At 73.1% G+C, this 24,146-nt stretch carries 19 protein-coding genes and 1 pseudogene; 9 read left to right on the top strand and 11 right to left on the bottom strand.

Annotation, left to right across the window (positions count from 1 at the left end):
* Nucleotides 1-97 precede the first annotated feature (97 nt).
* The 3 genes from ACWD68_RS17680 to ACWD68_RS17670 form a co-directional block, all read right to left on the bottom strand.
* Nucleotides 98-538, bottom strand: coding sequence for a GNAT family N-acetyltransferase (locus ACWD68_RS17680; RefSeq protein ID WP_451807332.1), 441 nt, complete (start codon nt 536-538; stop codon nt 98-100).
* A gap of 82 nt (nt 539-620) precedes the next feature.
* The gene (locus ACWD68_RS17675; protein ID WP_451807331.1) at nt 621-1,028 is read right to left on the bottom strand and encodes a CoA-binding protein; all 408 of its coding nucleotides are present in this window, start codon (nt 1,026-1,028) and stop codon (nt 621-623) included.
* Nucleotides 1,029-1,083: 55 nt separating this feature from the next.
* Entirely contained in the window at nt 1,084-1,371 is a 288-nt protein-coding gene (locus tag ACWD68_RS17670) for a hypothetical protein (RefSeq protein ID WP_451807330.1), read from the bottom strand.
* Nucleotides 1,372-1,471: 100 nt separating this feature from the next.
* Here ACWD68_RS17670 and ACWD68_RS17665 point away from each other — a divergent pair, with 100 nt between their 5' ends.
* From ACWD68_RS17665 to ACWD68_RS17645, 5 genes are all read left to right on the top strand, one after another.
* Nucleotides 1,472-2,230, top strand: a complete 759-nt coding sequence (locus ACWD68_RS17665; protein ID WP_451807329.1) for a hypothetical protein — start codon at nt 1,472-1,474, stop codon at nt 2,228-2,230.
* Nucleotides 2,227-2,769 carry a SixA phosphatase family protein gene (locus ACWD68_RS17660; RefSeq protein ID WP_451807328.1) on the top strand — a complete coding sequence of 181 codons (543 nt, stop codon included), beginning with the start codon at nt 2,227-2,229 and terminating at the stop codon, nt 2,767-2,769. Before ACWD68_RS17665 ends, ACWD68_RS17660 begins: the two co-directional genes overlap by 4 nt.
* A gap of 301 nt (nt 2,770-3,070) precedes the next feature.
* Nucleotides 3,071-3,697, top strand: coding sequence for a YigZ family protein (locus ACWD68_RS17655; RefSeq protein WP_451807327.1), 627 nt, complete (start codon nt 3,071-3,073; stop codon nt 3,695-3,697).
* A 110-nt stretch (nt 3,698-3,807) separates the two neighbouring features.
* A complete protein-coding gene (locus tag ACWD68_RS17650; protein WP_451807326.1) occupies nt 3,808-4,971 on the top strand; it encodes an exonuclease SbcCD subunit D in 1,164 nt (387 codons plus the stop codon).
* 55 nt (nt 4,972-5,026) lie between these two features.
* Nucleotides 5,027-8,032: an AAA family ATPase gene (locus tag ACWD68_RS17645; protein WP_451807325.1), complete on the top strand. Its 3,006-nt coding sequence runs from the start codon at nt 5,027-5,029 to the stop codon at nt 8,030-8,032.
* 11 nt (nt 8,033-8,043) lie between these two features.
* Here the strand turns inward: ACWD68_RS17645 and ACWD68_RS17640 are convergent, their stop codons facing one another.
* Nucleotides 8,044-8,490, bottom strand: a complete 447-nt coding sequence (locus ACWD68_RS17640) for an Lrp/AsnC family transcriptional regulator (RefSeq protein ID WP_451807324.1) — start codon at nt 8,488-8,490, stop codon at nt 8,044-8,046.
* 181 nt (nt 8,491-8,671) lie between these two features.
* Between ACWD68_RS17640 and ACWD68_RS17635 the strand changes: the two genes are divergently transcribed.
* Nucleotides 8,672-9,244, top strand: coding sequence for a rhodanese-like domain-containing protein (locus ACWD68_RS17635; RefSeq protein WP_451807323.1), 573 nt, complete (start codon nt 8,672-8,674; stop codon nt 9,242-9,244).
* Nucleotides 9,245-9,364: 120 nt separating this feature from the next.
* Nucleotides 9,365-9,880 carry an immunity 21 family protein gene (locus ACWD68_RS17630; protein WP_451807322.1) on the top strand — a complete coding sequence of 172 codons (516 nt, stop codon included), beginning with the start codon at nt 9,365-9,367 and terminating at the stop codon, nt 9,878-9,880.
* Between the two features lie 65 nt (nt 9,881-9,945).
* Here ACWD68_RS17630 and ACWD68_RS17625 read toward each other — a convergent pair whose 3' ends face one another.
* Together ACWD68_RS17625 and ACWD68_RS17620 are read right to left on the bottom strand one after the other, a co-directional pair.
* Nucleotides 9,946-11,637, bottom strand: coding sequence for a DUF885 domain-containing protein (locus ACWD68_RS17625; protein ID WP_451807321.1), 1,692 nt, complete (start codon nt 11,635-11,637; stop codon nt 9,946-9,948).
* 62 nt (nt 11,638-11,699) lie between these two features.
* Nucleotides 11,700-12,206: an Lrp/AsnC family transcriptional regulator gene (locus tag ACWD68_RS17620; RefSeq protein ID WP_451807320.1), complete on the bottom strand. Its 507-nt coding sequence runs from the start codon at nt 12,204-12,206 to the stop codon at nt 11,700-11,702.
* On the opposite strand from ACWD68_RS17620, the gene ACWD68_RS17615 reads away from it, so the two are divergent.
* On the top strand, nt 12,168-13,481 hold the full coding sequence (locus ACWD68_RS17615; protein ID WP_451807319.1) for a trans-sulfuration enzyme family protein: 1,314 nt from the start codon (nt 12,168-12,170) through the stop codon (nt 13,479-13,481). The genes ACWD68_RS17620 and ACWD68_RS17615 overlap by 39 nt on opposite strands.
* A gap of 626 nt (nt 13,482-14,107) precedes the next feature.
* Here the strand turns inward: ACWD68_RS17615 and ACWD68_RS17610 are convergent.
* The 5 genes from ACWD68_RS17610 to pdxR all read right to left on the bottom strand — a co-directional run bounded on the left by ACWD68_RS17610 (nt 14,108) and on the right by pdxR (nt 23,576).
* Nucleotides 14,108-15,559: an N-acetyltransferase family protein gene (locus ACWD68_RS17610; RefSeq protein WP_451807318.1), complete on the bottom strand. Its 1,452-nt coding sequence runs from the start codon at nt 15,557-15,559 to the stop codon at nt 14,108-14,110.
* A gap of 197 nt (nt 15,560-15,756) precedes the next feature.
* A complete protein-coding gene (locus tag ACWD68_RS17605) occupies nt 15,757-18,408 on the bottom strand; it encodes a DUF7824 domain-containing protein (RefSeq protein WP_451807317.1) in 2,652 nt (883 codons plus the stop codon).
* The gene (locus ACWD68_RS17600) at nt 18,408-19,907 is read right to left on the bottom strand and encodes an SWIM zinc finger family protein (RefSeq protein ID WP_451807316.1); all 1,500 of its coding nucleotides are present in this window, start codon (nt 19,905-19,907) and stop codon (nt 18,408-18,410) included. Before ACWD68_RS17600 ends, ACWD68_RS17605 begins: the two co-directional genes overlap by 1 nt.
* Before the next feature lie 290 nt (nt 19,908-20,197).
* Nucleotides 20,198-21,793, bottom strand: coding sequence for an alkaline phosphatase D family protein (locus ACWD68_RS17595; RefSeq protein WP_451807315.1), 1,596 nt, complete (start codon nt 21,791-21,793; stop codon nt 20,198-20,200).
* Between the two features lie 301 nt (nt 21,794-22,094).
* A complete protein-coding gene (gene pdxR, locus ACWD68_RS17590; RefSeq protein ID WP_451807314.1) occupies nt 22,095-23,576 on the bottom strand; it encodes a MocR-like pyridoxine biosynthesis transcription factor PdxR in 1,482 nt (493 codons plus the stop codon).
* Here pdxR and ACWD68_RS17585 point away from each other — a divergent pair.
* A pseudogene (locus ACWD68_RS17585) lies at nt 23,567-23,980 on the top strand (EamA family transporter); the annotation flags it as partial. The gene pdxR and the pseudogene ACWD68_RS17585 overlap by 10 nt on opposite strands.
* Nucleotides 23,981-24,146: the final 166 nt, after the last annotated feature.

The raw sequence follows: 24,146 nt of genomic DNA, 5'->3' as shown, positions 1-24,146 counted from the left end.
CGGACTGACGGGCAGGGGGCCTCTCGCACGTGTGCGACCGCCGTCCGGACGGCGGCGGAACTGCCCGCCCGGGGCCGATCGCCGGGCCTCCGCCGCCTCAGGTCAGCCGCAGGTCGATCCACTCGGCGGTCTCGCCGGGCAGGACATAGCGGTCGATCTCCACGAAGCCGTGTCGCTCGGCGAAGCGCAGCCCGTCCTCGTTGGCCGCGAGGACGACCGTCTCGATCCGCTCGGCGCCCAACGCCCGCGCCTGCTCCAGACCGCGTGCGTACAACTCCTCGCCGAAGCCCCGCCCGCGGTGGCCGGCGAGCACGCGGGCGATCACGGTCGCCGTCGCGCTGTCGTCGGTGGGCGGACGCACGGTCGTGCAGCCCACCAGGGCGTCGCCGAGGTACGCGACCTCCAGACGGTTGCGCCGGACCCGCTCGCGGACGTCGTCGAGCGACATCGCGGCGGGCGGGACGATCACGTTGTGGACGTGCTGCCAGTCCGCGAGGCGGGCTTCGTCGTCCGGCTGTTCGATGCGAAGGATGGGCACCGCAGCAGGAAACCGGTACGAGCCGTACGGCGTCAACAGCATTGGCGCACGGGCTCGACCGGGGCTGCGGCGCCCGGCGGGGTCAGCCGAGGCGCGGGATCTCGATGGCAGGGCAGCGGTCCATCACCATGTCGAGCCCGGCGGCGCGCGCCCGGTCGTACGCGGCCTCGTCGATCACGTCGAGCTGGAACCAGACGGCCTTGGCGCCGATGGCTACGGCCTCGTCCGTGACCGGCCCGGCGAGGTCGCTGTTCACGAAGACATCGACGACATCGACGTCGAAGGGGATGTCCGCGAGGGACGCGTACCCCTTCTCCCCGTGCACGGTCTCGGCCTTGGGGTGCACGGGCACGATCCGCTTGCCGTACCTCTGGAGGACGTCGGCGACACCGTACGCCGCGCGGCGTTGGTTCGACGAGAGTCCGACGATCGCCCAGGTGTCGCCGAGCTCGCTGAGGATCTTGCGGATCGTTGCCTGGTCGCCGTACACGGTCGGCCTCCCTATGGTCCCTGCCATGGCTGCTCAGCGGGGAGAACAGCGCGGGTCACGCGGTGATTCCCGGCAGCTCGGCATCGCGGCCGCCCGGCCCGCCCGCCCACTCCTCCTGGACGCCGGCCCGCATGCCCTCGGCGAGCCCGGGAGCTTTGTAGGCCAGTTCCCGGTACAGGGAGGCGAGGCCGGCCGCGGACAGGTCGGGCGAGTCGGCGGAGGTGCGGTGGGCTGCGGTGCGGCGCACTCGACGAGGGGGGTGAACAGGGGGAGTGAACAGGGACAGCGTTCTGTCGCCGTCGTCGCCGTTGCCGTTGCCGGCGAGTTCGAGCAGCCGGGTCACGTGCGGGGCGGTGTGGCCACGGGCACTGCTGACGCGAGCTCTTGTCCGGAATGGTCCCCTCCTCCCCGCGTCGGACCGTTCGCCCGCCTAGGCTCACCTCGTGCTCCGTATCCTCGACGCCCGCACGGGCGAACCCATCGACGCAGCCCGCGCCCGCCGGGGCCTGGTCCGTGTCCACGCGCACGTGCCCGGGTTCGGCGCGACAGGCCTGCGCGTGCTCCTCGTCGCCGACGTCCTGGTACGGGCCCTGGAGATCGGGGGCAGTCCCGTCTGGGCGACCCTGACTTCGGCCGCGGACCCGGCCGATGCCTCGGATGCGGCACGCCTCCGGGCGAGCGCCGCGGACCTCGGCATCCGGCCCTTCGAGGACCATCACGACGCGGGGCCGGGACCGGCCGCGACACAGACCATCGACGTCCTCGTCCCCGAGGGCGCCGCGACGGACGGCGTGCGGCTCGAGGTGGCGCCCGTCGGCACCGACGGCTCTCCCGGGACGGAAATCGGCGCCGGTCCCGCCCCGGCCGATCCCACCGTGCTGCGCATGGCGCTGCTCGCGCGGCGCAGAGACCTGCCGCTGCGCCTCGACGCGGGCGCCCTGACGGAGGCCGAGGGCACGCTCAAGCGCTGGCGCGCCGCCGTCGCCGGATGGGCCACCCGGCCGTCCAAGCCGGTCCCCGACGCCGTACGCGCACGGTTGCGTGCAGCCTGGGAGGACGACCTGGACGTGCCCGGCGTACTGGATGTGCTGCGGTCGGTGGAGACGTCGGACCTCGCGGAGGGCGCCCGCTTCGAGACGTACGCCTACGCCGATCGGCTGCTCGGCCTCGAACTCACCCGCCAGATCGGGGCGTCGCTGTGAGCGCGCGCGCCGCGTCGGGCCCGAGGCGAAGACTGATCGTGCTGCGGCACGCCAAGTCCGCCTGGCCCGACGGAGTGCCGGACCACGAGCGGCCGCTCGCGACGCGCGGCCGTCGCGACGCCCCCGCCGTCGGACGGGCCATGGCGAACGCCGACCTGCTGCCGGACCTCGCGTTGTGCTCGACCGCCGTACGCGCCCGGGAGACCTGGGAGTTGGCGGCCGAGCAGTGGGACACTCGGCCGCCCGTACGGCACGACGGACGGCTGTACGGCGCGGACGTACCCGAGTTGCTGGAAGCCGTGCGCGAAGTCCCGGAACACGTAAGCACTTTGCTGCTGGTCGGGCACAACCCGGGGCTTGAGGAGCTGGTCCTCGATCTGGCCGTGGACGGCCTCGACGACAAGCTGGCCCTGGTCCGGACGAAGTTCCCGACCTCGGCCGTCGCGGTCCTGGTCTGGCACGGCAGCTCCTGGCACGAACTCGGCCCCGGCGCGGCGCTGTTGACGGATGTGGTCGTGCCGAGGGGCAAGAAGGACTGATTCCCGGACGACGTGCACCCGGCGACCGCGGTCAGGGCCGGATGCGGCGCGGCGGAGCGCCGCACCGGTAGCCGGCTAGATCGCGCCGGCGCCGAGGACGTCCGGTCGGATCGGGCAGGGCCGGACCGGAGCAGAGCGGGCTGCCGGGCCGGAGGCCGCAGTGGTCCGCGGTGGCGGGGCCGTGCCCGGCTGCGACCGAGCGTGGCGGCGGCGTGACCGGCGCCGTTTCGCGGGGGCGGGGGCGGCTGGGGCGCGAGACCTGCCGTCGGCCGCGCGCGGGTGCAGCGCATACGCTGGCGTGATGCAGGACGAGTACCGCACAGTGGCCCGCCCGGGCGTGCACGAGACCGAGGTCAACCGCTCCCGTTTCCTGTGCGCCCTCGCCCCGGCCGCCACCGAGCGCGAGGCCCAGGACTTCATCGCCGCCGTCCGCAAGGGCCACGCGGACGCCACGCACAACTGTTTCGCGTACGTCATCGGAGCCGACGCCGCCGTGCAGAGGGCGAGCGACGACGGCGAACCGGGCGGCACCGCGGGCGTCCCCGTGCTCCAGATGCTGCTGCGCCGCGACATGCGGTACGTCGTCGCCGTCGTCACCCGCTACTACGGCGGGGTCAAGCTGGGCGCCGGCGGACTGATCAGGGCGTACGGCGGCTCGGTGGGCGAGGCGCTCGACGCGCTGGGCTCCATCACCCGGCGCCGGTTCCGGCTGGCCACGGTGACGGTCGACCACCAGCGGGCCGGCAAGGTACAGAACGATCTTCGGTCCACCGGACGCGAGGTACGTGATGTGCGTTACGGCGAGGCGGTCACCATCGAGATCGGGCTCCCGGACGCCGATGTGGAGGCCTTCCGGGCGTGGTTGGCCGACGCGACCGCGGGGACGGCCGGGCTGGAGCTGGGCGGGGAGGCCTACGGAGACGCGTGACAGTCCGGTGGTAATCGGGATCAACCGGTCATCCTCCGTGTCGGTCATGACGGGCCGATACGGGAGTAACCGCCCGTGATGTCAGACCCGGCCGTTACCCTTCGGGGATCATGAGGCTCCTGCACACTTCCGACTGGCATCTGGGCCGGGCGTTCCACCGGGTGAACATGCTCGGCGCCCAGTCCGACTTCATCGGTCATCTCGTCACGACCGCGCGCGAGCGCGAGGTGGACGCGGTGGTCGTCTCGGGAGACGTGTACGACCGGGCCGTCCCGCCGCTGGCCGCCGTCCAGCTGTTCGACGAGGCCCTGCACCGGCTCGCCGACCTCGGCGTGCCCACCGTGATGATCTCCGGGAACCACGACTCGGCCCGCCGGCTCGGCGTCGGCGCCGGACTCATCGGCCGCGCGGGCATCCATCTGCGGACCGACCCCGCCGGGTGCGGTACACCCGTGGTGCTGGCCGACGTCCACGGCGACGTCGCCCTCTACGGCCTGCCCTACCTCGAACCCGCCCTGGTGAAGGACGAGTTCGGGGTGGAGAAGGCGGGCCACGAAGCCGTACTGGCCGCCGCCATGGACCGGGTCCGCGCCGACCTCGCGACCCGTGCGCCGGGCACCCGCTCCGTCGTCCTGGCCCACGCCTTCGTCACCGGCGGCGAGGTGAGCGACAGCGAGCGGGACATCACCGTCGGCGGCGTCGCGTCCGTGCCCGCCGGAGTCTTCGACGGCGTCGACTACACCGCCCTCGGCCATCTGCACGGCAGCCAGATCATCGGCGAGCGCGTGCGCTACTCGGGCTCCCCGTTGCCCTACTCGTTCTCGGAGTCCGGCCACCGCAAGACCATGTGGCTCGTGGACCTCGGCCCCGACGGCTCCCTGGCCACGGAGCGGATCGACTGCCCCGTGCCCCGCCCGCTCGCCCGCGTCCGCGGACACCTGGACGACCTGCTCGCCGACCCGGAGCTGGAGCGCCACACCGGCGCCTGGGTCGAGGCGACCCTCACCGACCCCGTGCGGCCCGCCGACCCCATGGCGCGTCTCACCGAGCGCTTCCCGCACACGCTCAGCCTCGTCTTCGACCCCGAGCGCTCCGCGCAGGCCCCGGACATCTCGTACGCCCGCCGGCTGGCCGGCCGCAGCGAGCAGCAGATCGCCGAGGACTTCGTGGCCCATGTGCGCGGCGCGGGCCCCGACATCCACGAACAGGCCGTGCTCCGGGACGCGTTCGACGCCGTCCGCGCCGACGAGACCGTACGGGAGGTCGCCCGGTGACATCACGTCCGCCGTCCACTCAGGGGGCCACCCGCCCGGAGAGCGAGAGGACCCGATGAGGCTGCACCGCCTGGACATCACCGCCTTCGGCCCCTTCGGCGGCGCCCAGCAGGTCGACTTCGACGAATTGTCCACCGCCGGGCTCTTCCTGCTGCACGGACCGACCGGCGCGGGCAAGACATCCGTCCTCGACGCCGTCTGCTACGCGCTGTACGGAGCCGTTCCCGGCGCCCGGCAGAGCGGTCAGGGGCTCGGCCTGCGCAGTGACCACGCCGCCCCCGCCACCCGCACCGAGATCCGCCTCGAACTCACCGTCGCCGGACGCCGGCTGGAAGTCACCCGGCAGCCGCCCTGGGAGCGCCCCAAGAAGGGCAACCGGCCCGGTACGACCGTCGACAAGGCCCAGACCTGGCTGCGCGAGTACGACGCGACCGCGGCCTCCTGGAAGGACCTCAGCCGCTCCCACCAGGAGATCGGCGAAGAGGTCACCCAACTGCTCGGAATGAGCCGCGAGCAGTTCTGCCAGGTCGTGCTGCTTCCCCAGGGCGACTTCGCGCGCTTCCTGCGGGCCGACGCCGAGGCCCGCGGCAAGCTGCTCGGCCGGCTCTTCGACACCCACCGCTTCGCCGAGGTCGAGAAGCGCCTCGCCGAGCGGCGTCGCGCGGCCGAGGCCGAAGTGCGCGCCGGAGACGCCGCGTTGCTGGCCGACGCGCACCGTATGCACCAGGAGGCCGGGCCCACCGTCGAGGAGCCGCTGCCCGACCTCGCGCCCGGCGATCCGGGCCTCGCCGAATCCGTGCTCTCCTGGGCCGCGGTGGCCCGCAGCACCGCTCGCGAAGGGCTGACCATCGCCCACTGCGCCCGCGGCGCCGCCGAATCGGCGCAGGCCGCGGCCGACCGCGAGGTCGACGACGTACGCGAAGTGGACCGGTTGCAGCGCCGGTTCACCGAGGCGCGGGAGCGTGCCGCGCGTATGGAAGGGCGCGCCGACGCCCACCGGGACGCCCAGGCGCGGATGGAACGCGGACGCAAGGCCGAGGCGGTGGCCCCCGCACTGGGCCTGCGGGAATCCGCCGAAGCGGAGCACCGGCGGGCGGCCGCCGCGGAGACCCGCGCGCGCACCGCCCTGCCGAAGACGTTCGCCGGCGCCGGAGCACCCGGGCTCACGGCCGCCGCGCGCAAGGCCACCGAGGAACTGGGCGGCCTGGAGTCGGCGCGCCGGGCGGAGCGGCGCCTGACCGAACTCGGCACGGAGCGAGCCTCCTTGGACCGCCAGGAGCGCGCCGACGAGGACGTCCTCCAGGACGCCGAGAGCTGGCTGGCGGGCTGGGAGGACACCCGCGCGGGCGTCGAGGCGCGGATCGAGGCCGCTCAAGAGGCCGCCGCCCGCGCAGAACAGCTCGCCGTCCAGCGCGAACCGGCACTCAAGCGGCTCGACGCGGCCCGCCTGCGCGACGAGTTGGCCAAGGACACCGAGAACGCCCACGCGCGCAGCCTCACCGCGCGCGAGCACGCGACAGCGGCGCACGCCCACTGGCTGGAACTGAAGGAACAGCGCCTCCAGGGCATCGCCGCCGAACTCGCCGCCGGTCTTGTGGACGGCGAGCCCTGCGCGGTGTGCGGTGCAGTCGAGCACCCCGCGCCCGCCCGGAAGATCGCCGGTCACGTCGACCGTGACACGGAGGAGAAGGCCCTCGCCGCCTACCGGCGCGCCGACGAGGAGCGCACCGAGGCCGAGCGTCGTCTCGGCGTCGTCCGCGAGGCGCTGGCCGCCGCGACCGCCGAGGCGGGGGACACCTCGACCGGTCAACTCGCCGATCGGGCCGAGGAGTTGGAGCGGCTGCACGCCGGGGCCCATGCGGCGGCCTCCGGACTGCACGCGGCCCGCGAGGCCCGTGAACAGGCCGAGCGGGAACATGAGCGGCGGCTGACCGCCCAGCAGGAAGCTGCCCGCCGGGTCGCCTCACGGGCCTCGCTCAGAGACGCCCTCGATCGTGAAAAGACTTCGCTGGCCGGGGAGTTGGAGCAGGCGCGCGGCACCGCCGGGAGTGTGTCCGAGCGGGCCGCGCAGCTGGAGCGGCGGGTCGCGCTGCTCACCGAGGCCGCGGACCGCGTCCGGGTGGCCGAGGACACCGCGCAGCACCTGAAGGAAGCCGACGCGCGACTCGCCGACGCGGCCTTCCGTGCCGGGTTCGAGACCCCGCAGGCCGCGGCCGCCGCGCTGCTCGACGCGGCGGCCCACCGCGATCTGCAACGGCAGCTCGACGCCTGGCAGTTGGAAGAGTCCGCGGTTCGGGCCGTACTGGCCGAGGCCGACACCACGGCCGCGGCGCGGCGCCCGCCCGCCGACCTGCGGGCCGCCGAGCGCACGGCCGAGTCCGCCGCCCGCCGCCTGCGGGACGCCGCCTCGGCGCAGGACGCGGCGGCGCGGCGCTGCGCGGAGCTGGACGCGCTCTCCACCCGTGCGACCAGGGGAGTCCACCGGCTCGCCCCGCTGCGCGAGGAGTACGACCGCGTGGCCCGGCTGGCCGGTCTGGCCGCCGGCACGTCGGCGGACAACGAACGCAGGATGCGCCTCGAGTCGTACGTCCTCGCCGCGCGTCTGGAGCAGGTCGCCGCCGCCGCGACCGTCCGCCTCCAGCGGATGTCCTCGGGGCGCTACACCCTCGTGCACTCCGACGACCGGGCGGGCCGCGGACGCAGCGGGCTCGGACTGCACGTCGTGGACGCCTGGACCGGCCGGGAGCGCGACACGGCGACGCTCTCCGGGGGCGAGACCTTCTTCGCCTCCCTCGCCCTGGCTCTCGGTCTCGCCGACGTGGTCACCGACGAGGCCGGCGGGGTCCGCCTGGACACGCTCTTCATCGACGAGGGCTTCGGCAGCCTCGACGACCAGACCCTGGACGAGGTGCTCGACGTCCTCGACTCGCTGCGGGAACGCGACCGCAGCGTCGGCATCGTCAGCCACGTCGGCGACCTGCGGCGCCGCATCCACGCCCAGCTGGAAGTGGTCAAGGGGAGGACGGGGTCCGTCGTACGGCAGCGGGGTGCGGAGGCGTAGCGGGGGCGGTCTCAGTGGCCGAGCGGGCGGCGCGGCAGCGGTGAGGAATAGACGATGCTCGTCGTCACCGAGCCCAGCGTGCCGATCTTGCCCGACACCGTCTCCAGGTGGCTCATCGAGCGCGCCGCGACCTTGATGACGAAGCAGTCGTCGCCCGTGACGTGATGCGCCTCCAGGATCTCGGGCGTCACCTCGACGAGGTCGTGGAACGGCTTGTAGTTGCCGTTCGGGTACCTGAGCCGTACGAACGCCAGGATCGGCAGTCCCAGGCTCTCGGGGTCGACGACGGCCGCGTACCCCTGTATGACGCCGGCCTCTTCCAGACGGCGCACCCGTTCCGTGACCGCGCTCGCGGACATGGAGACGGCACGGGCCAGCTCGGCGAAGCTGGACCGGCCCTCGCGCTGGAGGACATCGAGGATGCGCCAGTCGGTGGCGTCCGGGGAATACGCGGTCATCCGTGATGGATACCAGGTGAATCCCCGGCCGATCAACCGTGATGCCGTGGATCGTCACTTCAGGACGGAGATCGACGGACGTAGATTTCTGGCCAGGAAGTCCCGCGAGGTCGGTGCGGACAAGGCACCGGGGTGGCGAAGGCGGCACCGGTTCGGCGGGGCTCGGGAGAAAGGCCAGACCATGACTGCGAATGCCGACGCCACCGCGACCGGCACGGTGACCGTTTCCGCGCCGACCACCGCCACGGAGGGTACGGTGACCGGTTCCGCGGGGCCCGCGACCGTGACGGCGGTGAACCCCGTTCTGCGGGTGGCGCCCGCCTCGCCGGCCGCTGCGGCCGCCTACTTCGGCGCGAGCCTCGCGTTCCACGCGGACGTGTCCGACGTGGCCTCCGCCCTCGCCGCCGATGGCGATCCCGGATTCGTCGTCCTCGACTCCCGCTCCACCGAGTCGTGGGACCAGGGACACGTTCCCGGCGCGGTCCATCTGCCCACCGCTCTCATCGCCGAGCAGGCCGAGCAGCTCCTGGACAAGTCGGTGCCGGTCGTCACCTATTGCTGGGGCCCCGGCTGCAACGGCGCGACCCGCTCGGCCCTCGCCCTCGCCGAACTCGGCTTCCAGGTCAAGGAGATGCTCGGCGGCTTCGAGTACTGGGCGCGCGAGGGCTTCGAGTTCGAGACCTGGGAGGGTCGTGAGCGCCGTGCCGCGGACCCGCTGACGGCGCCCGTGGACGCGGAGGACTGCGGCTGCTGACTCCGGGAGGGGCCCTGCTCCCGTCGGGTTCGACACCCGCGTCTCCCACCGATGTCCGACGGCGGCTTTCTGTGGGCGCACGCGCTACCGGGGTGAATCCCAGCCGTGTAACTTCTGCGCATGGCCAGATACGCGGACCCCGGTGCGGTCCAGTGGGTGGAGTCGGGCGGCGGGCCGCTCATAGCGATCCCGGAAGTGGTGCTCCCGTTCTGGGCGGGGGCCGAAGGCGACGACATGTCCTGCGACTACGACCGGGCATGTGACGTCGACGGGTTCGTCGGGCTCCTGCCCGTCGGCGACGCCAGGGCCCTGGTCCTCGGCGACGAACCCGCCTCGACCGCCTACCTTCCCGAGCACGGCGCCTTCGTACGCTGGTGCGCCGCCGAATCCGAGCGCGAACTGCTCGCCGTCGTCCCGGCGGCGCTGGCAGCGGCCGCGTGGGAACCCGAGGTGCAGTGGAACGTGCCAGGCCCCGTCGTCCTGTTCGACGCGGCCTGGCCGGGAACCGCCTCCGAGCGCACGGACCACGTGAGGGTTGCCCTCGAACCTGGCCGGTACGGGGTGCGCGCGGCCCGTGTGGAACCGGGACCCGAGACATGGGTGGGCCTCGTACAACTGCGTCGGCTGACGCCCTGACGCCCTGACGCCCTGACTCGCTGACGGCGAGCGCGGCGGCCGGACCCGGCCGCCGCGTGGGGCCGTCAGAGCCGGGACAGCTCGTCCACCAGGTCGTCCAGGCCCAGGGAGCCCTGGGACAGGGCCGCCATGTGCCAGGCCTTGGCGTCGAAGGCGTCACCGTGGCGCTTCCTCGCGTTCTCGCGGCCCAGCAGCCAGGCACGCTCGCCGAGCTTGTACCCGATGGCCTGGCCGGGGATCGTGAGATAGCGGGTCAGCTCGCTCTCCACGAAGTCGGCCGGGCGGCTGGAGTGCGAGCCGAAGAACTCCTGCGCCAGCTCCGGGGTCCAGCACTCGCCCGGGTGGAACGGCGAGTCGGCCGGGATCTCCAGCTCCAGGTGCATGCCGATGTCGACGATGACCCGGGCGGCCCGCATCATCTGCGCGTCGAGGTAGCCGAGCCGCTGCTCCGCGTCCGAGAGGAAGCCCAGCTCGTCCATCAGCCGCTCCGCGTACAGCGCCCAGCCCTCGCAGTTGGCGCTGACCTGGCCGACGGTGGCCTGGTAGCGGGACAGGTCGTCGACGACGTACACCCACTGCGCGAGCTGGAGGTGATGGCCCGGCACACCCTCGTGGTACCAGGTCGAGACGAGGTCGTAGACGGGGAAGCGGGTCTGCCCCATCGTGGGCAGCCAGGTGCGACCCGGACGGGAGAAGTCCTGCGAGGGGGCGGTGTAGTAGGGGGCCGCGGCGCCGCCGGGCGGGGCGATGCGGGACTCCACCTTCCGTACCGGCTCGGCGAGTTCGAAGTGCGTGCCGTCCAGGGCCGCGATCGCCTCGTCCATCAGCTCCTGGAGCCACGTGCGGACTTCCTCGACGCCCTCGATGTGCCGGCCGTGCTCGTCGAGGTGGGCGAGCGCGACCCAGGGAGTCGCGGCGCCGGGCAGGATCTTCTCGGCCTCGGTCCTCATCTCGGCGAGGAGACGGTGGTACTCGGCCCAGCCGTACGCGTACGCCTCGTCGAGGTCGAGATCCGTACCGTTGAAGTAGCGCGCCAAGCGGGCGTACCGCTCGTGGCCCACCGTGTTCGGCGCGCCCTCGATCGTGGGCGCGTACACCTCACGCATCCAGTCCCGCAGGGCGACCAGGGCCTCCGTGGCGGCACGGGCCGCCGTGTCCAGCTCCTGACGAGCGGAGTCGGGGCCCGCCGAGACGAAGTCCTCGAACCAGCCACGGCCCTGCCCGTCCGTGTCCGACCATTCGGTGAGCTGCTCGATGAACGTCGCGGTCGGGCGCGGGCCCGCGTAAAGCTTGCGGTCCAGCCCGAGCGCCAGGGATTCGCGGTAGCCCGCGAGCGCGGCCGGTACCGCGCGCAACCGCTCGGCGACCGTGGCCCAGTCCTCATCGGTCTCCGTCGGCGTCAGGGTGAAGACCTCCCGCACACCGTGCGCCGCCGTGTGCAGATTGCCGACCGACCGCAGGCCCTCACCCGCGTCGTGGACCGCGAGTGCGGCGGTGAGCCGCTCACGCAGCAGCCGGGCACAACGGCGCTCGATGTCACGGTCCGCGCCGGGCCGGCGCTGCGCCTCGTCCAGCCGCGCGAGCGTGACCCGCGCCAGCTCGGCTACGGCCTCCTGGCCGGCGGGCGAAGTGTCGGGGAGCCTGCCGTGACTCTCCTTCACGCCGAGATAGGTACCGAGAACCGGGTCGAGGGCGATGAGCTCGTCGACATAGGTGTCGGCGACCTCGCGGGGCAACGGGTTCTTCGTCTGTGGCATGCGCACATCCTCATACGGGGACGGGCGCCACGTCAGCCCGGTCTACCGGGCCTTTCCCCGCATCAGCCGGATTTCGCCGGAGGCGAAGCGCCCGGCGCGGAGGGCGGCAGCAGGGGACCGCAGTCCCACTGCTGGAAGATCAACCGCGTCTCGACCCGCGCCACTTCACGCTGCGAGGTGAACTCGTCGAGCACCAGCCGCTGCAGATCCGCCATGTCAGCGACCGCCACATGGACGAGGTAGTCGTCGGGGCCGGTGAGGTGGAAGACGGTACGGGACTCCGGCAGCACCCTGATCCGGTCCACGAAGGGCCCCACCAGTTCCCGGCGGTGCGGCCGGACCTGCACGGACAGCAGCGCCTCGAGACCCCGTCCCAGCTTCGCCGGGTCCAGCCGCAGCTGGTGGCCGAGAATCACCCCCGCCCGCCGCAGCCTGGTCACCCGGTCCAGGCAGGTCGAGGGCGCGACCCCGACCTGCGCCGCGAGGTCGCGGTACGTCGTCCGTGCGTCGTTCTGCAAGAGCCGCAACAGATGAAGATCCACCGGATCGAGTACGACAGAATCGGCCATGGCGCGAACGTAACACGGGATGTGGCGCCCGAACCCCGCCCGGTGTTCAGGCTTCCGCGCATGGACTCCGTTGTGTACGACACCCACGGCGCGTACGACGCGCAGGACGACCTGAACGGCAACGGCCAGGTCTTCGCCGGTCCCACGGCCCGGGCACTCGCCACCGAAGCCGTGCACGCCGGCCGGGAGGACCTGGCGGCTCTGGGACTGCACGCGGCCCCGATCGACCTGTCCACCACCTACCCCTCGTACGACAGCCGGGGCGAGGCCGCCCGGATCGACGCCTTCGCGGCCGACGGTGCCGAACCCGAGGGCCCGCCCGTCTACGCCCGCCTCGGGAATCCGACCGTCGCCCGCTTCGAGACCGCCCTCGCGCGCCTCGAAGGCACCGAGAGCGCGGTCGCCTTCGCGAGCGGCATGGCCGCGCTGAGCGCCGTCCTCCTCGTACGGAACGCGATGGGGCTGCGTCACGTCGTCGCCGTACGTCCCCTGTACGGCTGCAGCGACCACCTCCTCACGGCCGGGCTGCTCGGCAGCGAGGTCACCTGGGTCGACCCGGCCGGCATCGCCGACGCGCTGCGTCCCGACACGGGTCTCGTGATGGTCGAGTCGCCGGCCAACCCGACACTCGCCGAGCTCGACCTCCGGGCCGTGGCGCACTCCTGCGGTTCCGTCCCCCTCCTCGCCGACAACACCTTCGCCACACCCGTGCTGCAACGCCCCGCCGAACAGGGCGCGCGCCTGATCCTGCACAGCGCCACCAAGTACCTGGGCGGACACGGGGACGTGATGGCCGGAGTGGTCGCGTGCGACGAGGAGTTCGCCCGGAAGCTGCGCCAGGTGCGGTTCGCGACGGGAGGTGTCCTGCATCCGCTGGCCGGCTATCTGCTGCTGCGCGGCCTGTCGACCCTGCCGGTCCGGGTGCGGGCCGCGTCCTCGAACGCCGCGGAACTCGCCCGCCGGCTCGCCGCCGATCCGCGCGTCGCCCGCGTCCACTATCCGCGCATCGGCGGCGCCATGATCGCCTTCGAGGTCCACGGCGACCCGCACGACGTCATCGCCGGAGTCCGGCTGATCACCCCCGCCGTGAGCCTCGGCAGCGTCGACAGCCTCATCCAGCACCCGGCCTCCATAAGCCACCGCATAGTCCCCACGGAGGACCGCCGCGACGCGGGCGTCAGCGACCGCCTGCTGCGCCTCTCGGTGGGCCTGGAAGACGTGGACGACCTGTGGGCCGACCTTGACGGCGCACTGGGGTTCACGAGCGAGAGCTGAGGAGCCGGGGGAAGAGGAGCCGGGGGAAGAGCCGGGGGCCGGGTCGGGGAGCGGGCTGCGTCGCAGGCGGCCGCCCGGTGCTGCCCCGGGTGCCCGGTGGGCCGGGGGACATCGTCCGGCCGTGGACCGCCCTCCGCTGGATGGCGGAGGGCACCGGTCACGCGCGGGCTGCGTCGCAGGCGGCCGACCGGTGCTGCCCCGGGTGCCCGGTGGGCCGGGGGACATCGTCCGACCGTGGACCGCCCTCCGCCGGGTGGCCGAGGGCACCGGTCACGCGCCGCAGGGACCGTACCGGTGAGCCACCGGATGCCGCACCGGCGCGGATGCCGTCCGAAGGGGCGCCGCCCGCAGCCCGAAGGAGGACCGCCCGTCGGGTGGCCGTGGAGCGGCTGACGGGCTGAGCAGCGGCCTGGCGGTCTGGCGGCCTGTGGGCCGGTGAGTCCGTGGCGGCTGAAGCGGCCAACCGCCGCCGCACATCCAGCACCCGGCGTTCGGTCCCCGCCGGGCGGGACGGTTGACGGCCGACCCCTGCCCGGCGTCCTCCGGCGGGCCGATGGACCGGTGGCGGCCGGGCCGATGGGTCGGCGGCGGCTGGAGCGGGCGGGTCGGCGGGCCCGATCTCGGGGCTAGTCCCGCCCGGCCCGCGTGCCGGTCCCGGGCTGCGCATGCGCCTGGACATGGGAGTACGGCAGCCCTGCGGGCACCGGTGTCGCCTCCAGGCGGGCGGTGATGACCAGGGTGCCCTCCTCGATCTGGTAGTCGAGGGGGAGGCCGAGGCCGCGCATGGCGGCCACCATGCCGGTGTTGGACGCCTGCGTGACGGCGTACACGCTCTCGCAGCCGGCCTCGACGGCCATCGTCACCAGGCGGCCGATCAGTTCGCCGCCGATTCCGCGCCGCTGCCAGTCGTCCTCGACGAGCAGCGCCACCTCCGTCTCGTCGCCGTCCCAGAGGAGATGACCGAGCCCGACGATCCTGCCGGATGCGGTCTGCACGGCCAGGGTGCGTCCGAAACTGGGGCTGAGCAGGTGGCTGAGGTAGCGGTCCGCGTCCCCGACGGGGCCGTGGTACCTCATGCTCAGCGTGCGCGGAGAGCAGCGCTCGTGCATCGCCTTGGCGGCCTCGAGGTCGGAGACGTCGGCACGCCGTACCGTGATCGCGTTGCCCTCGGGCAGCGTCAGCAGGTCCTGTCCGCGCGGAATGCGCGGACCGAGCCGTGCGTCCAGCTCGACCAGGGCACGGGCCCGTGCGAACTCGGTCGGTGTGAACGGCAGATACGGCCGCTCCACCGTGATCACCCCGCCTTCCGGCGCCCGCAGCCGCATCACCGTGTCCTCGAGTGCCCCCTCCACGGGAGCCCCCTCCGCCGCCCGACCGGAGACGGGGGACTTGGCGGGCAGCGAGCGGATGGTGCACCGGCCGAGCAACTGCCGCAGTGCGAGCGGCAGTTCGGACGCATCGAGCGCCGTACGGGTGGCCAGGCCCAGCACCCGGGTCGGCGCGTCCACCAGATCGTGGGCGTCGGCCCGCTCGATCCAGGTCTCCGTGCCGCCCGCCTGCGCCACGTTCCGGGTGATCTCGGCGGTGGCCAGCTCCGCGGGGGCGCGCAGCAGGAACTCGTCGACGGTCCCCTCCGCCAGCGGGTGCGTCTGGAGGCTCAGGATGTCGACCTGGCGCTGCGCCAGCGCCAGGCACAGCGCGGCCAGCGAACCCGGGGCGTCCTTGACCGTCGTGCGCATCCGCCACAGCACGGTCGTCTCCGCGGTCACCGGCGTGGAGGTGCCTCCCTCTTCCCCGGACGGTCCGGCCGCTCGCTCGTTCGCGAGCGGCGGGGCGCCGGTATCGCTCGTCGGCGGCGCGTGACCGTGGCGCCGTGCCCACCATGTGTGGAACCCGGCCGTGGCGACCAGGATCACGGCGGACGTCACCAGCAGCGCGGCGCCGTCCGGCCCGTGCCCGATCAGATTGGCCACACCGTCCGCGACCGCCACGGCCGTGAACAGCGCGGCGAGTTCGATGACATCGCGCCGCCAGTGGTGTACGGGGCGTCCGTGCTTCGCACGCGTCACATCAGACATGTCTGGAGTCATACAGCCACTGTGAAGGAATGGTGTTGCGTGATCACGAACGGCTTGTGACTGATCGGTTAAGTGTCGTTCTGTCCATTTTGCAGTTCTTTTTACGGGCCTTTTGCCTCCAGCGCGCGATCGGTCCACCCGCCTGGTCACGCCCGCGCGGCTCGGGTCGCCGCGCCCGGAGATGTGGAGGCCCTACGTCAGGCGGCGGCCTCCTGTGTCAGCGCCGTCCGTAGCCGGCGGGCCTGCACGGCCACCTTGGACGAGCCACGCCGTCCGGCGGCCCCGGCGAGGTGTGCGAGATCACCGCGCGCCCCGGACCGCTCGGCGCAGTCGGCGGCGACGGTCAGCAACTCGCCCAGCCCCCGTACCGGGCCGGCGCTCGCCCCGTCCGCCATGAGGTCGGCGAGCAGGGCCGGCAGCAGATCGCGCAGTACCGACCAGACGGTGGCGTACGCACCCGTGGCCGCCGCCGTGCGTATCGACTCGGCCAGCCGGGACGGCTTCACCGCTCCCCGGCGCGTCAGCTCCCCGGCATCCGCGCCGAGCCGCCCGGCATCGAGCTGCCCTCGCGCGGCCAGGATCAACAGGGCGTCCACCGCGGCGAGCCGGTCCTCGGGATGCCGCGCTCCGAGCCCGTACGCCAGGCACAGGTGGAGTGCTTCGCCCGCCGTGCCGTCGGCCTCCGCGAGGAGCGGCAGAATCGCGGCGTCCGCGCGACTGTCGTCGACCGCGACCATGCTGATGTCGCGCAGCAGACGCGCCGCCACCAGCTCCCGCCGTCCCGGTACGACCGCCGGCCAGTGCTGTCTGTCGGCAAGGCCCCGGTGCCGGCAGTACCAGCCGTCCTTGAACACGGTGAAGGGACGTCCCAGGAGCCGGAACTCCGGGGGGAACGAGCCCTGTATCTCTTCGAGTTCACCGAGTTCCAGCAGGACGCGGACGCCTGCCGTCCGTCGGCGGCTCACGGGCAGCACCGGCGTTTCGGCGGCGAGCCACTGGGCCAGCCGGTACCCCTCGGGACTTCCGAGGGCTCGGGCCCGCGCCGCCGCTGCCTCCGCTGTCGCACGGTCGTCGCGCCGTACCCGCAGGAGCGCCTGGGCGAAGTCGGCGGTTCCCGGACGGGCGTCGAGCCGCCGGTACTCGGCGAGGCGTGCCACCAGCTCGTCAGGCTCCAGCGATCCGGTGGCCCAGGTGGGAGTGGCCAGCAGGAACGGCATCGGCTCGCTGCGGAGCCGGTGGGCCACCTCCCACAGGCGCGCGTCCACAGCGCGCGACAGGGCGCTGTGCCGGCAGTTCCCGCTCGTCGTGCCCTGCTGCACCGCCGCATGCAGCGTGTCCATGCCGACCTGCTCGAACAGGGATGCCAGGACGACTTCGAGACCGTGCGGCGCCTCTCGGAAGCGCCCGCCCGCGGTCGAGTACCGCGGATCGAGATCCTTCCACCAGCAGCGCGCGACCACGGGTCCAAGGGCCTCCACCAGACCGCCCCGATCGCGGTGGGCGTGACGGACCAGGCCGTCCAGGGTGCGCTCGAACGCGGCAACGCCACCATCGGAGGCCAGTAACGCGCTGACTTCCTCGGCCAGTTCGGCCGCCGAATCCGGTGCCTCCGCCAGCCGTGCCCGCTCCGGAACGGGTGGCAGCACCTCTTCATGAATGGCCGATTCGGAGTCGAGGACCTCGAGGCCGAGGCTTCGCCGTGCCCGGATCCGCAGCCCCGGGCTCAACTCGGCGGCGAATCCACCGAGTCGATTCCGGGCGTCACTCGAGTCGCCGAGTGCGGTGACATGGCGCTCCACCAGCTTCAGCGCACGCTCCTGCACCTCCGTGTCCTCGTGCCCGAAGGCCTGCGCCACCGCGGGCAGCAGGACATCGGCCGTGGACGGATCACGCTTGAGGACCTTGCCCAGCAGGACGAGCTGAGCCCGGACCAGCTTCTTCTCCGTACGGAAGAGCACGCCCGAGGACATCTCGGCCAGCTGCCGGGGCGTCAACTCACCCTCCAGGGCGAGAGAGGCGAGCACCGACTGCGCGTGCCAGGCGACGACCGGCACGGCCTCGCGGGCGAGTGCCGTCCAGTCGGCCGAGCGCTCGCGTTCCTCGTCACGTGTCGGGGCGAGGCACGACAGCAGGCGCAGGAACACCCGCTGGTCGGCGGGGGCACCGCCGCGCAGCAGCCGGGCCACGCAGCCGTCCACCAGGACCTCGCGGTCGAGAGTGCCTTCCTCGGCCAGTTCGGCGAGGGCGTTGTACCAGCTGCCCGGCCCGTCACCGAAGAGCCAGGCGATCTGCCCCGTGACGTCCAGTGACTCGAAGAGCGCGGCGATCATCCGGGGCAGGTGCGGCTCCTGGCGCAGTCGCTGTGCCACGGTGCCTCCGCCGTGCCACGAAGCACCGATGTGCTCGAACCAGCCCTGCACATAGGCGTCGGTCGTCGGGACCTCGCAGCCGGACAGGCCCACGAGCCCCGACAGCAGGGCGAACGGGATCCGGGAAGTGGCCGGCCGAGCGGCGAGCCGGTGCGTCAGGTCGGCGAGCCAGTCGGTCTCGCGGTCGCCGAGCACGTGGAGGAGGACACCGGGGGAGGCCTGGGACCAGCGCATGTCGGCCGCGGCGATCCAGGTCGCCGCACCGGCGGCGCCGGTGTGGCAGGCGGCTCCCGCCGCGTGCAGCGCGGGATGGGCCACCCGGGATCCCGCGTTCCACGGCGCGGTCCGCAACTCCTTGCGCAGTTCCTTCAAGCCGGGCAGACAGGCACGGCGTTCGCTGTCGGTCATCCCGTCCAGGAGACCGGCGGCCTCGACCGTGTGCCCCGCCCGTACCGCCTTCAACAGTGCTTCGCCGCTCATCACACATCGCCCCCGTCGACCGGAACTTCCGGATCATCTTTGCGTCGCCCGTCTACAGGAGCAGGAGCAGGAGCAGGAGCAGGAGCAGGAGCAGGAGCAGGAGCCGGAGCCGAAGCCGGAGCGGCCCCGTGCTCGGCCCGTGCGCCCCGTCGCACCATCCGCACCGCGAGGGCATGCTTGCAGGGCCCGCGCCCGCCCCGGTACTTCGCCCACCACAGACAGGAGCAGCTCAGCGCTCCCCTGTCGTCGCGGACCCGGTGCACATGCCCGTCGTCGGCGGTCACCGTGCCGATGGCACCGTCCAGGGCGACCGCCCCCGCCGCGACCAGGGCACGGGCCGATCGCAGGCGCGGATTGTGCCGCTCGACCCGGCCCGCGTCATAGGGCAGTTCGCGATGGTAGTACGCCGCCTCCGCGGTGTCGTATCCCACGCGCCCCGAGGTGCCCAGCCGGACCAGGGCGGCCCTCACCCGCTCGGCCGGCAGACCGGAGGCCGCGGCGAGGTCACCCACGTCGACGCGCGGCTCCCAGGTCAGCAGCACCGCGATCAACTCCGCGTCCTCGGCGGCCTCGTCGGTGGAGAGGGCGTCCAGTACCCCGCCCTCCCCGGAGAAGCCGCGGGAGGCGTCCGGCGACAGGGTGAGCGTGAGCCGCATGCCGGGCAGGACGGCTTCCCAGGCGCCGGCCGCGACGGTGTCGCCGGTGACCGGTGGGCCGTACACTCGCAGGGCCGTCGCATGGCGCAGCACCCGCTGCAGCGCGATCAGCCGTTCGGGGCCGGGCAGACATACGGCCCCCGGCACCGGTCGGGTCGTCGGACGCAGCCCCCGGCCCGCCGGCACCACCCACCGCGCACCGCCCGACGCCCCGCGTGTGGTGCCGCGCGGGAGCGAGCGCAGGAACCGCACGGCCTCCGCCGCGGGCAGCTCGGCCCGCAGATCGAACCCGGCCGCTGTCACCTGGGCCTCGGCGAATCCCCGCAGCCAGCGGTCGGGCAGCGGCACCTTCTTCTCCACCACCGGCCCGCCCACCGTCGTCACGGCCATCTCGTCGGGGCCGACCCGAAGGTGCAGCGGATCGTCCGTGCCGATACGTGAAAGGGCTTCGCGCAGGGGGTTGTTGACGTCGACATTGGTCGTCCCGTGCCCGATCTCGCCGCCGTCGAGGCCCGCCGTCAGTACGTCCAGACGCGCGTACACCCCGCCGCAGCCGGAGAAGGACTCGAACCGCAGCCGGTCGCCGTTGCCCGTGACCACCGGGTCCAGGGAGGCGCGCAGCTGCCGTTGGTAGTAGCGCGCCGCCGCGACGTCGGCCACCGCCAGAAGCCCGGCGGCCGCCACCTGAGGCGACCTCAGAAAGCCCGCGAAGAACCGCGGATGGTCCTCGATCCCGCTGGGCGTCGCGCCCCGCGAGGTCTCAAGTTCCAGGCGCCGTCCACCCGGCGCGGACTCCAGCGCGGAGGGTCGGGTGTAGGCCACGGCCTGCAGAGATCGCGTCATGGAAAAACCGTAGAGGCAGCCACTGACAATCGGCTCTGACCTGCGACGACTTGTCCTCGGCGGACTTCGGCGGCGGGCACGCGATGCCGCGCACCGGGGGATGACTCCGGTGCGCGGCGCACGGTTCGAGGGTACGGGAGCCGGACGCGCCGCACGGCCGACCGGGCGCCGTGCGACGGCCGTCCGCCCTCCGCTTACGCGCGCCGGCCACATACGAGCCTGCCGCCTGCCGCTCTCAGCCTTCCGCCCTCTGCCTCCGCCCTCCGCGTCGACGCCGGAGGCGTTTCCGGCTACTGCCCGACGAGCCCAGGCCGGAGCACCTGGGTGAACAGCACGGACCCGTCCTGTTCCCGGAGCCGAACCGTCAACTCGCCACTGTCGCCGTCGATGTCGACCTCGCCGAAGAACTGATAGCCGCCGGCGGGCGAGACGTTCGAGGCGACCGGCGCCTTCACGAACACCCGCTCCGGACCGAACGTGTTGTCCAGCGCGCTCGCCGGGAAGGCACCGGCGTTGAGCGGACCGGAGACGAACTCCCAGAACGGCTCGAAGTCGGGGAAGGCGGCCCGCGACGGCTGATAGTGCTGTGCCGAGGTGTGGTGCACATCGGCGGTGAGCCACACGGTGCCCGTGATCCTCCGGTGCTTGATGAACCGCAGCAGCTCGGCGATCTGCAGCTCACGTCCGAGCGGCGCGCCCGGATCGCCCTGCGCCACGGCCTCGATGTTCGGCTTCCCTTCGGTCGTGTCCGGCACGACGAGGCCGATCGGCATGTCCGCGGCGATCACCTTCCACACGGCACGCGAGCGGGACAGCTCGCGTTTCAGCCAGTCCAGCTGTTCGGCGCCGAGGATGCCCTGCGGATCCGTGGTCTGCCTGTCCGGCGAGTTGGCGTTGCGGTAGGTGCGCATGTCGAGGACGAAGACGTCCAGGAGCAGACCGTGCCGCACGACGCGGTGCACGCGACCCTCCCGGGCGCCGGGCCGCAGGGTCGAGATGGGGAAGTATTCGCTGAACGCGCGCCGGGCCCGGGCAGCCAGTACGTCGACGCTCTTCTCGGTGTACCGCGTGTCCGTGGTCGCGATCACCTCGCCCGGGTACCAGTTGTTGCGCACCTCGTGGTCGTCCCACTGGACGATGGAGGGCACCTGGGCGTTGAACCGCTTGAGGTTCCCGTCGAGCAGGTTGTAGCGGAAGTTGCCGCGGAACTCCGCCAGCGACTCGGCGACCTTGGACTTCTCCTCGGTCGTGATGTTGCGCCATGTGCTGCCGTCGGGGAGTGCGGCGGTCGCGGCGATCGGGCCGTCCGCGTAGATGTTGTCGCCGCTGCACAGGAAGAAGTCCGGGTCGAGCCGGGCCATCGCGTCGTAGATGCGGTAGCCGCCGATGTCCGGGTTGATGCCCCAGCCCTGCCCCGCCAGGTCACCCGACCACAGGAAGCGCACGCCGCCGCGCCGCCCGTGCGGAGCCGTGCGGAATGTCCCGCTCACCGGCTCTCCGGTGCGCCGGGGGTCGTCCGGGTCGGCGAGCAGGACGCGGTAGTGGATCTGTTCGCCGGAGGGCAGTCCGCGCAGCCGGGTGGTCCCCGTGAAGTCCGTGCCCGCGCCGAGCAGCGGACCGCGCCATCTGCGCGGGTTGCGGAACGACTCGGTCGCCGAGGTCTCGACGATCATCCGGGCCGGGCGGTCGGACCTGACCCAGATCAGACCGGAGTCGCCGGTCACGTCGCCGGCCTGGACGCCCCAGCCCGCCTTCGGCCGGCCGGACAGGGCGAACGCGGGTGCCGAGCCGAGCGCGGTGGGCAGAGCCAGTGCCGCCGACGCGGCGAGGGAGCCGCGCAGCACGCTGCGGCGGCCTGGGAGGGAGCTGGGCGGACGGTGCGACATGAATGCGCCTCCGGGAACGGATTCGGCCAGTGTGCAGTGCCACAACTACTGGTGCGCCGCAGCGCACACGGAAACCGTAGGTGAACAACTGACCCTGGAGGGCGGGGAATTGCCGCACGATTCCGAGACCTCGCGGGCGAAGTCGGACGACGCGCCGCGGTTCGGGCCTGCGGCGGGGAGGGCGCGGGGCGCCGGTGGCGGCCGCTGCAGTCACTGATGGATCCCCGGAAGTCTCCGTCCTGATGCCACCTCAGGTGCCAGGACCCGGCAGGGGCCTCTCCGGAGTCGTCATGGGCTTCACTCAGGTCGGCCCGGGCCCCTCATCAGCACCCCCGCCCCGCAGGGCGTCCGCCATCAGCCGCACACCCTCGCGTATCCGCGCGGGCGGCAGATGCGCGTACCCCAGCACCAGTTGTACGCCGTCCACGGCCGTCTCTCCGTAGTGTGCCGAGAGCCGGACCACCGCTCCGGCCGCCGCGGCCCGTTCCCGGAAGCGGTCCTGCGGTCCGTACCGGTCGGGCAGTGTGGCGACGACGTGCAGGCCCGCCGCGATCCCGGACACCTCCGCGCCGGGAAAGTGCTCCTCCAGGGCCGCCACCAGGGCATCACGCCGCTCCCGGTAGGCACGCCGGCAGCGGCGCAACTGCCGGTCGTAGTCGCCCCGCTCGATGAAACGGGCCAGGAGCGCCTGGTCGAGGACGGGGTTGCCGAGGTCCATGGTGCGTTTGCGCTCGACGACCTCTTCGACGTGGGCCGCGGGGACGAGGAGCCAGCCGAGCCGCAGCCCCGGGGCGAGCGATTTGCTGACCGAGCCCGTGTACGCGACATGCTCGGGGTCGAGCCCCTGCAGGGCGCCCACCGGGGCACGGTCGTAGCGGAAGTCACCGTCGTAGTCGTCCTCGATGACCAGCCCGTCCACGGAACGGGCCCAGTCGAGGAGTTCCGTGCGGCGCCGCGCCGAGTACGCGATGCCCGTGGGGAACTGGTGGGCGGGCGTCGTCACCACGGCGCGTACGCCGGACGCCTCGAGCGGAGCGATGGCGAGGCCTTCGCCGTCCAGGGGCAGCGGTACGGTGCCGACGCCGGCCGAGCCGAACAGGGAGCCGTGTTCCGGACTGCCCGGACTCTCGACACCCACGCCGGTCGCCCCGCGCGCGTGGAGCATGAATCCGAGCAGCGTCATCGCCTGCGCGACCCCGGAGACCACCATCACGCGCTCCGGGTCCGCGACCACGCCCCGGCGGCGAACGAGCAGTTCCGCGAGGGTGGTCCGCAGCCTCGGCAGACCGCGCGGATCCGGGTATCCCAGTGCCTGGTGGGGCAGTTCGGCCAGCACTCCGCGGTGTGCCGCGGCCCACGCGGCGCGCGGAAAGAGCGACAGGTCGGGGGTTCCCGCGACGAAGTCGGCCCGCACCCCGGCCGGCCGCGGCGCGTGATCACGCGCGCGTGGACCCACCGCACTGACCGCGCCGCCGACCCAGGTACCGGCACCGCGGTCGCTCCGCAGGTAGCCTTCCGCCGTCAACTGCTCGTACGCCTCCGTGACCAGTCCCCGCGACACGCCGAGATCACCGGCCAGCTCACGGCTGGACGGCAGCCGGGTGCCGGGTGCGAGCCGCCCGGAGCGGACCGCCTCGCGCAGCGCGGCCTGCAGTGTGCGGCCGCGCGCGCGTGCCGGAGCCGCCGCGGCCGGCAGGAGCAGCTCCCAGGTGGCCGACCAGGGTGCCGCGCCGGGTGGAGCGTGGTTCGGCGGCCCGCCGCGATTGGTCCCCGATGACGTCATGGAAGTGGACCTTAAACCGGACCACATACCTTCATAGCGTCACGGTCATGAACGCCACCCCCCTTCGGGGCTCCCTGCTCGCCGCCCTCGCCTGTGTCCTCGTCGGAGGTTCCTTCACCGCCAACAGCGTCCTCGGCCACTATCCGTACGCGGGCGGCCAGTTCCTGCGCTACGGCCTCGCCTGTGTCCTTCTGCTGCCCCTGGTCGGCCGGGGCGGCTCCGCCCCGCTGCGGCGGATGGCGGCCCGCCAGTGGGGGCGCCTCGCGCTGCTCGCGGCCGTCGGCATGGTCGGCTTCAACCTCGCTGTGATCGCCGCCGAGCGCACGGCCGAACCGGCGGTCCCGGGCGTCTTCGTGGGCTGCGCCCCGGTCCTCGTGGCGGTTCTCGTGCCTCTCCAGGAGGGCCGTCGGCCACAACGCCGTGTCCTGCACGGGGCGTTGCTCGTCGCCCTGGGCGCTTTCGCCGTTCAGGGGTGGGGCCGTACGGACGGGACCGGGATCGCGTACTCCGTGGGCGCGCTGGCGGGCGAGGTCGGCTTCGCCGTGCTGGCCGTCCCCGTACTGCGCCCCC

The sequence above is a fragment of the Streptomyces sp. NPDC005141 genome (genome assembly GCF_053599975.1).
Note: the sequence above shows the minus strand (reverse complement) of the source record. Positions and strands in the feature narration are given on the sequence as shown.

Coding starts and splice junctions, on each gene's coding strand:
- ACWD68_RS17655 (WP_451807327.1), top strand. CDS start 3,071: ATGCAGGACGAGTACCGCACAGTGGCCCGCCCGGGCGTGCACGAGACC.
- ACWD68_RS17650 (WP_451807326.1), top strand. CDS start 3,808: ATGAGGCTCCTGCACACTTCCGACTGGCATCTGGGCCGGGCGTTCCAC.
- ACWD68_RS17645 (WP_451807325.1), top strand. CDS start 5,027: ATGAGGCTGCACCGCCTGGACATCACCGCCTTCGGCCCCTTCGGCGGC.
- ACWD68_RS17640 (WP_451807324.1), bottom strand. CDS start 8,490: ATGACCGCGTATTCCCCGGACGCCACCGACTGGCGCATCCTCGATGTC.
- ACWD68_RS17635 (WP_451807323.1), top strand. CDS start 8,672: ATGACTGCGAATGCCGACGCCACCGCGACCGGCACGGTGACCGTTTCC.
- ACWD68_RS17630 (WP_451807322.1), top strand. CDS start 9,365: ATGGCCAGATACGCGGACCCCGGTGCGGTCCAGTGGGTGGAGTCGGGC.
- ACWD68_RS17625 (WP_451807321.1), bottom strand. CDS start 11,637: ATGCCACAGACGAAGAACCCGTTGCCCCGCGAGGTCGCCGACACCTAT.
- ACWD68_RS17615 (WP_451807319.1), top strand. CDS start 12,168: ATGAAGATCCACCGGATCGAGTACGACAGAATCGGCCATGGCGCGAAC.
- ACWD68_RS17620 (WP_451807320.1), bottom strand. CDS start 12,206: ATGGCCGATTCTGTCGTACTCGATCCGGTGGATCTTCATCTGTTGCGG.
- ACWD68_RS17610 (WP_451807318.1), bottom strand. CDS start 15,559: ATGTCTGATGTGACGCGTGCGAAGCACGGACGCCCCGTACACCACTGG.
- ACWD68_RS17605 (WP_451807317.1), bottom strand. CDS start 18,408: ATGAGCGGCGAAGCACTGTTGAAGGCGGTACGGGCGGGGCACACGGTC.
- ACWD68_RS17600 (WP_451807316.1), bottom strand. CDS start 19,907: ATGACGCGATCTCTGCAGGCCGTGGCCTACACCCGACCCTCCGCGCTG.
- ACWD68_RS17595 (WP_451807315.1), bottom strand. CDS start 21,793: ATGTCGCACCGTCCGCCCAGCTCCCTCCCAGGCCGCCGCAGCGTGCTG.
- pdxR (WP_451807314.1), bottom strand. CDS start 23,576: ATGACGTCATCGGGGACCAATCGCGGCGGGCCGCCGAACCACGCTCCA.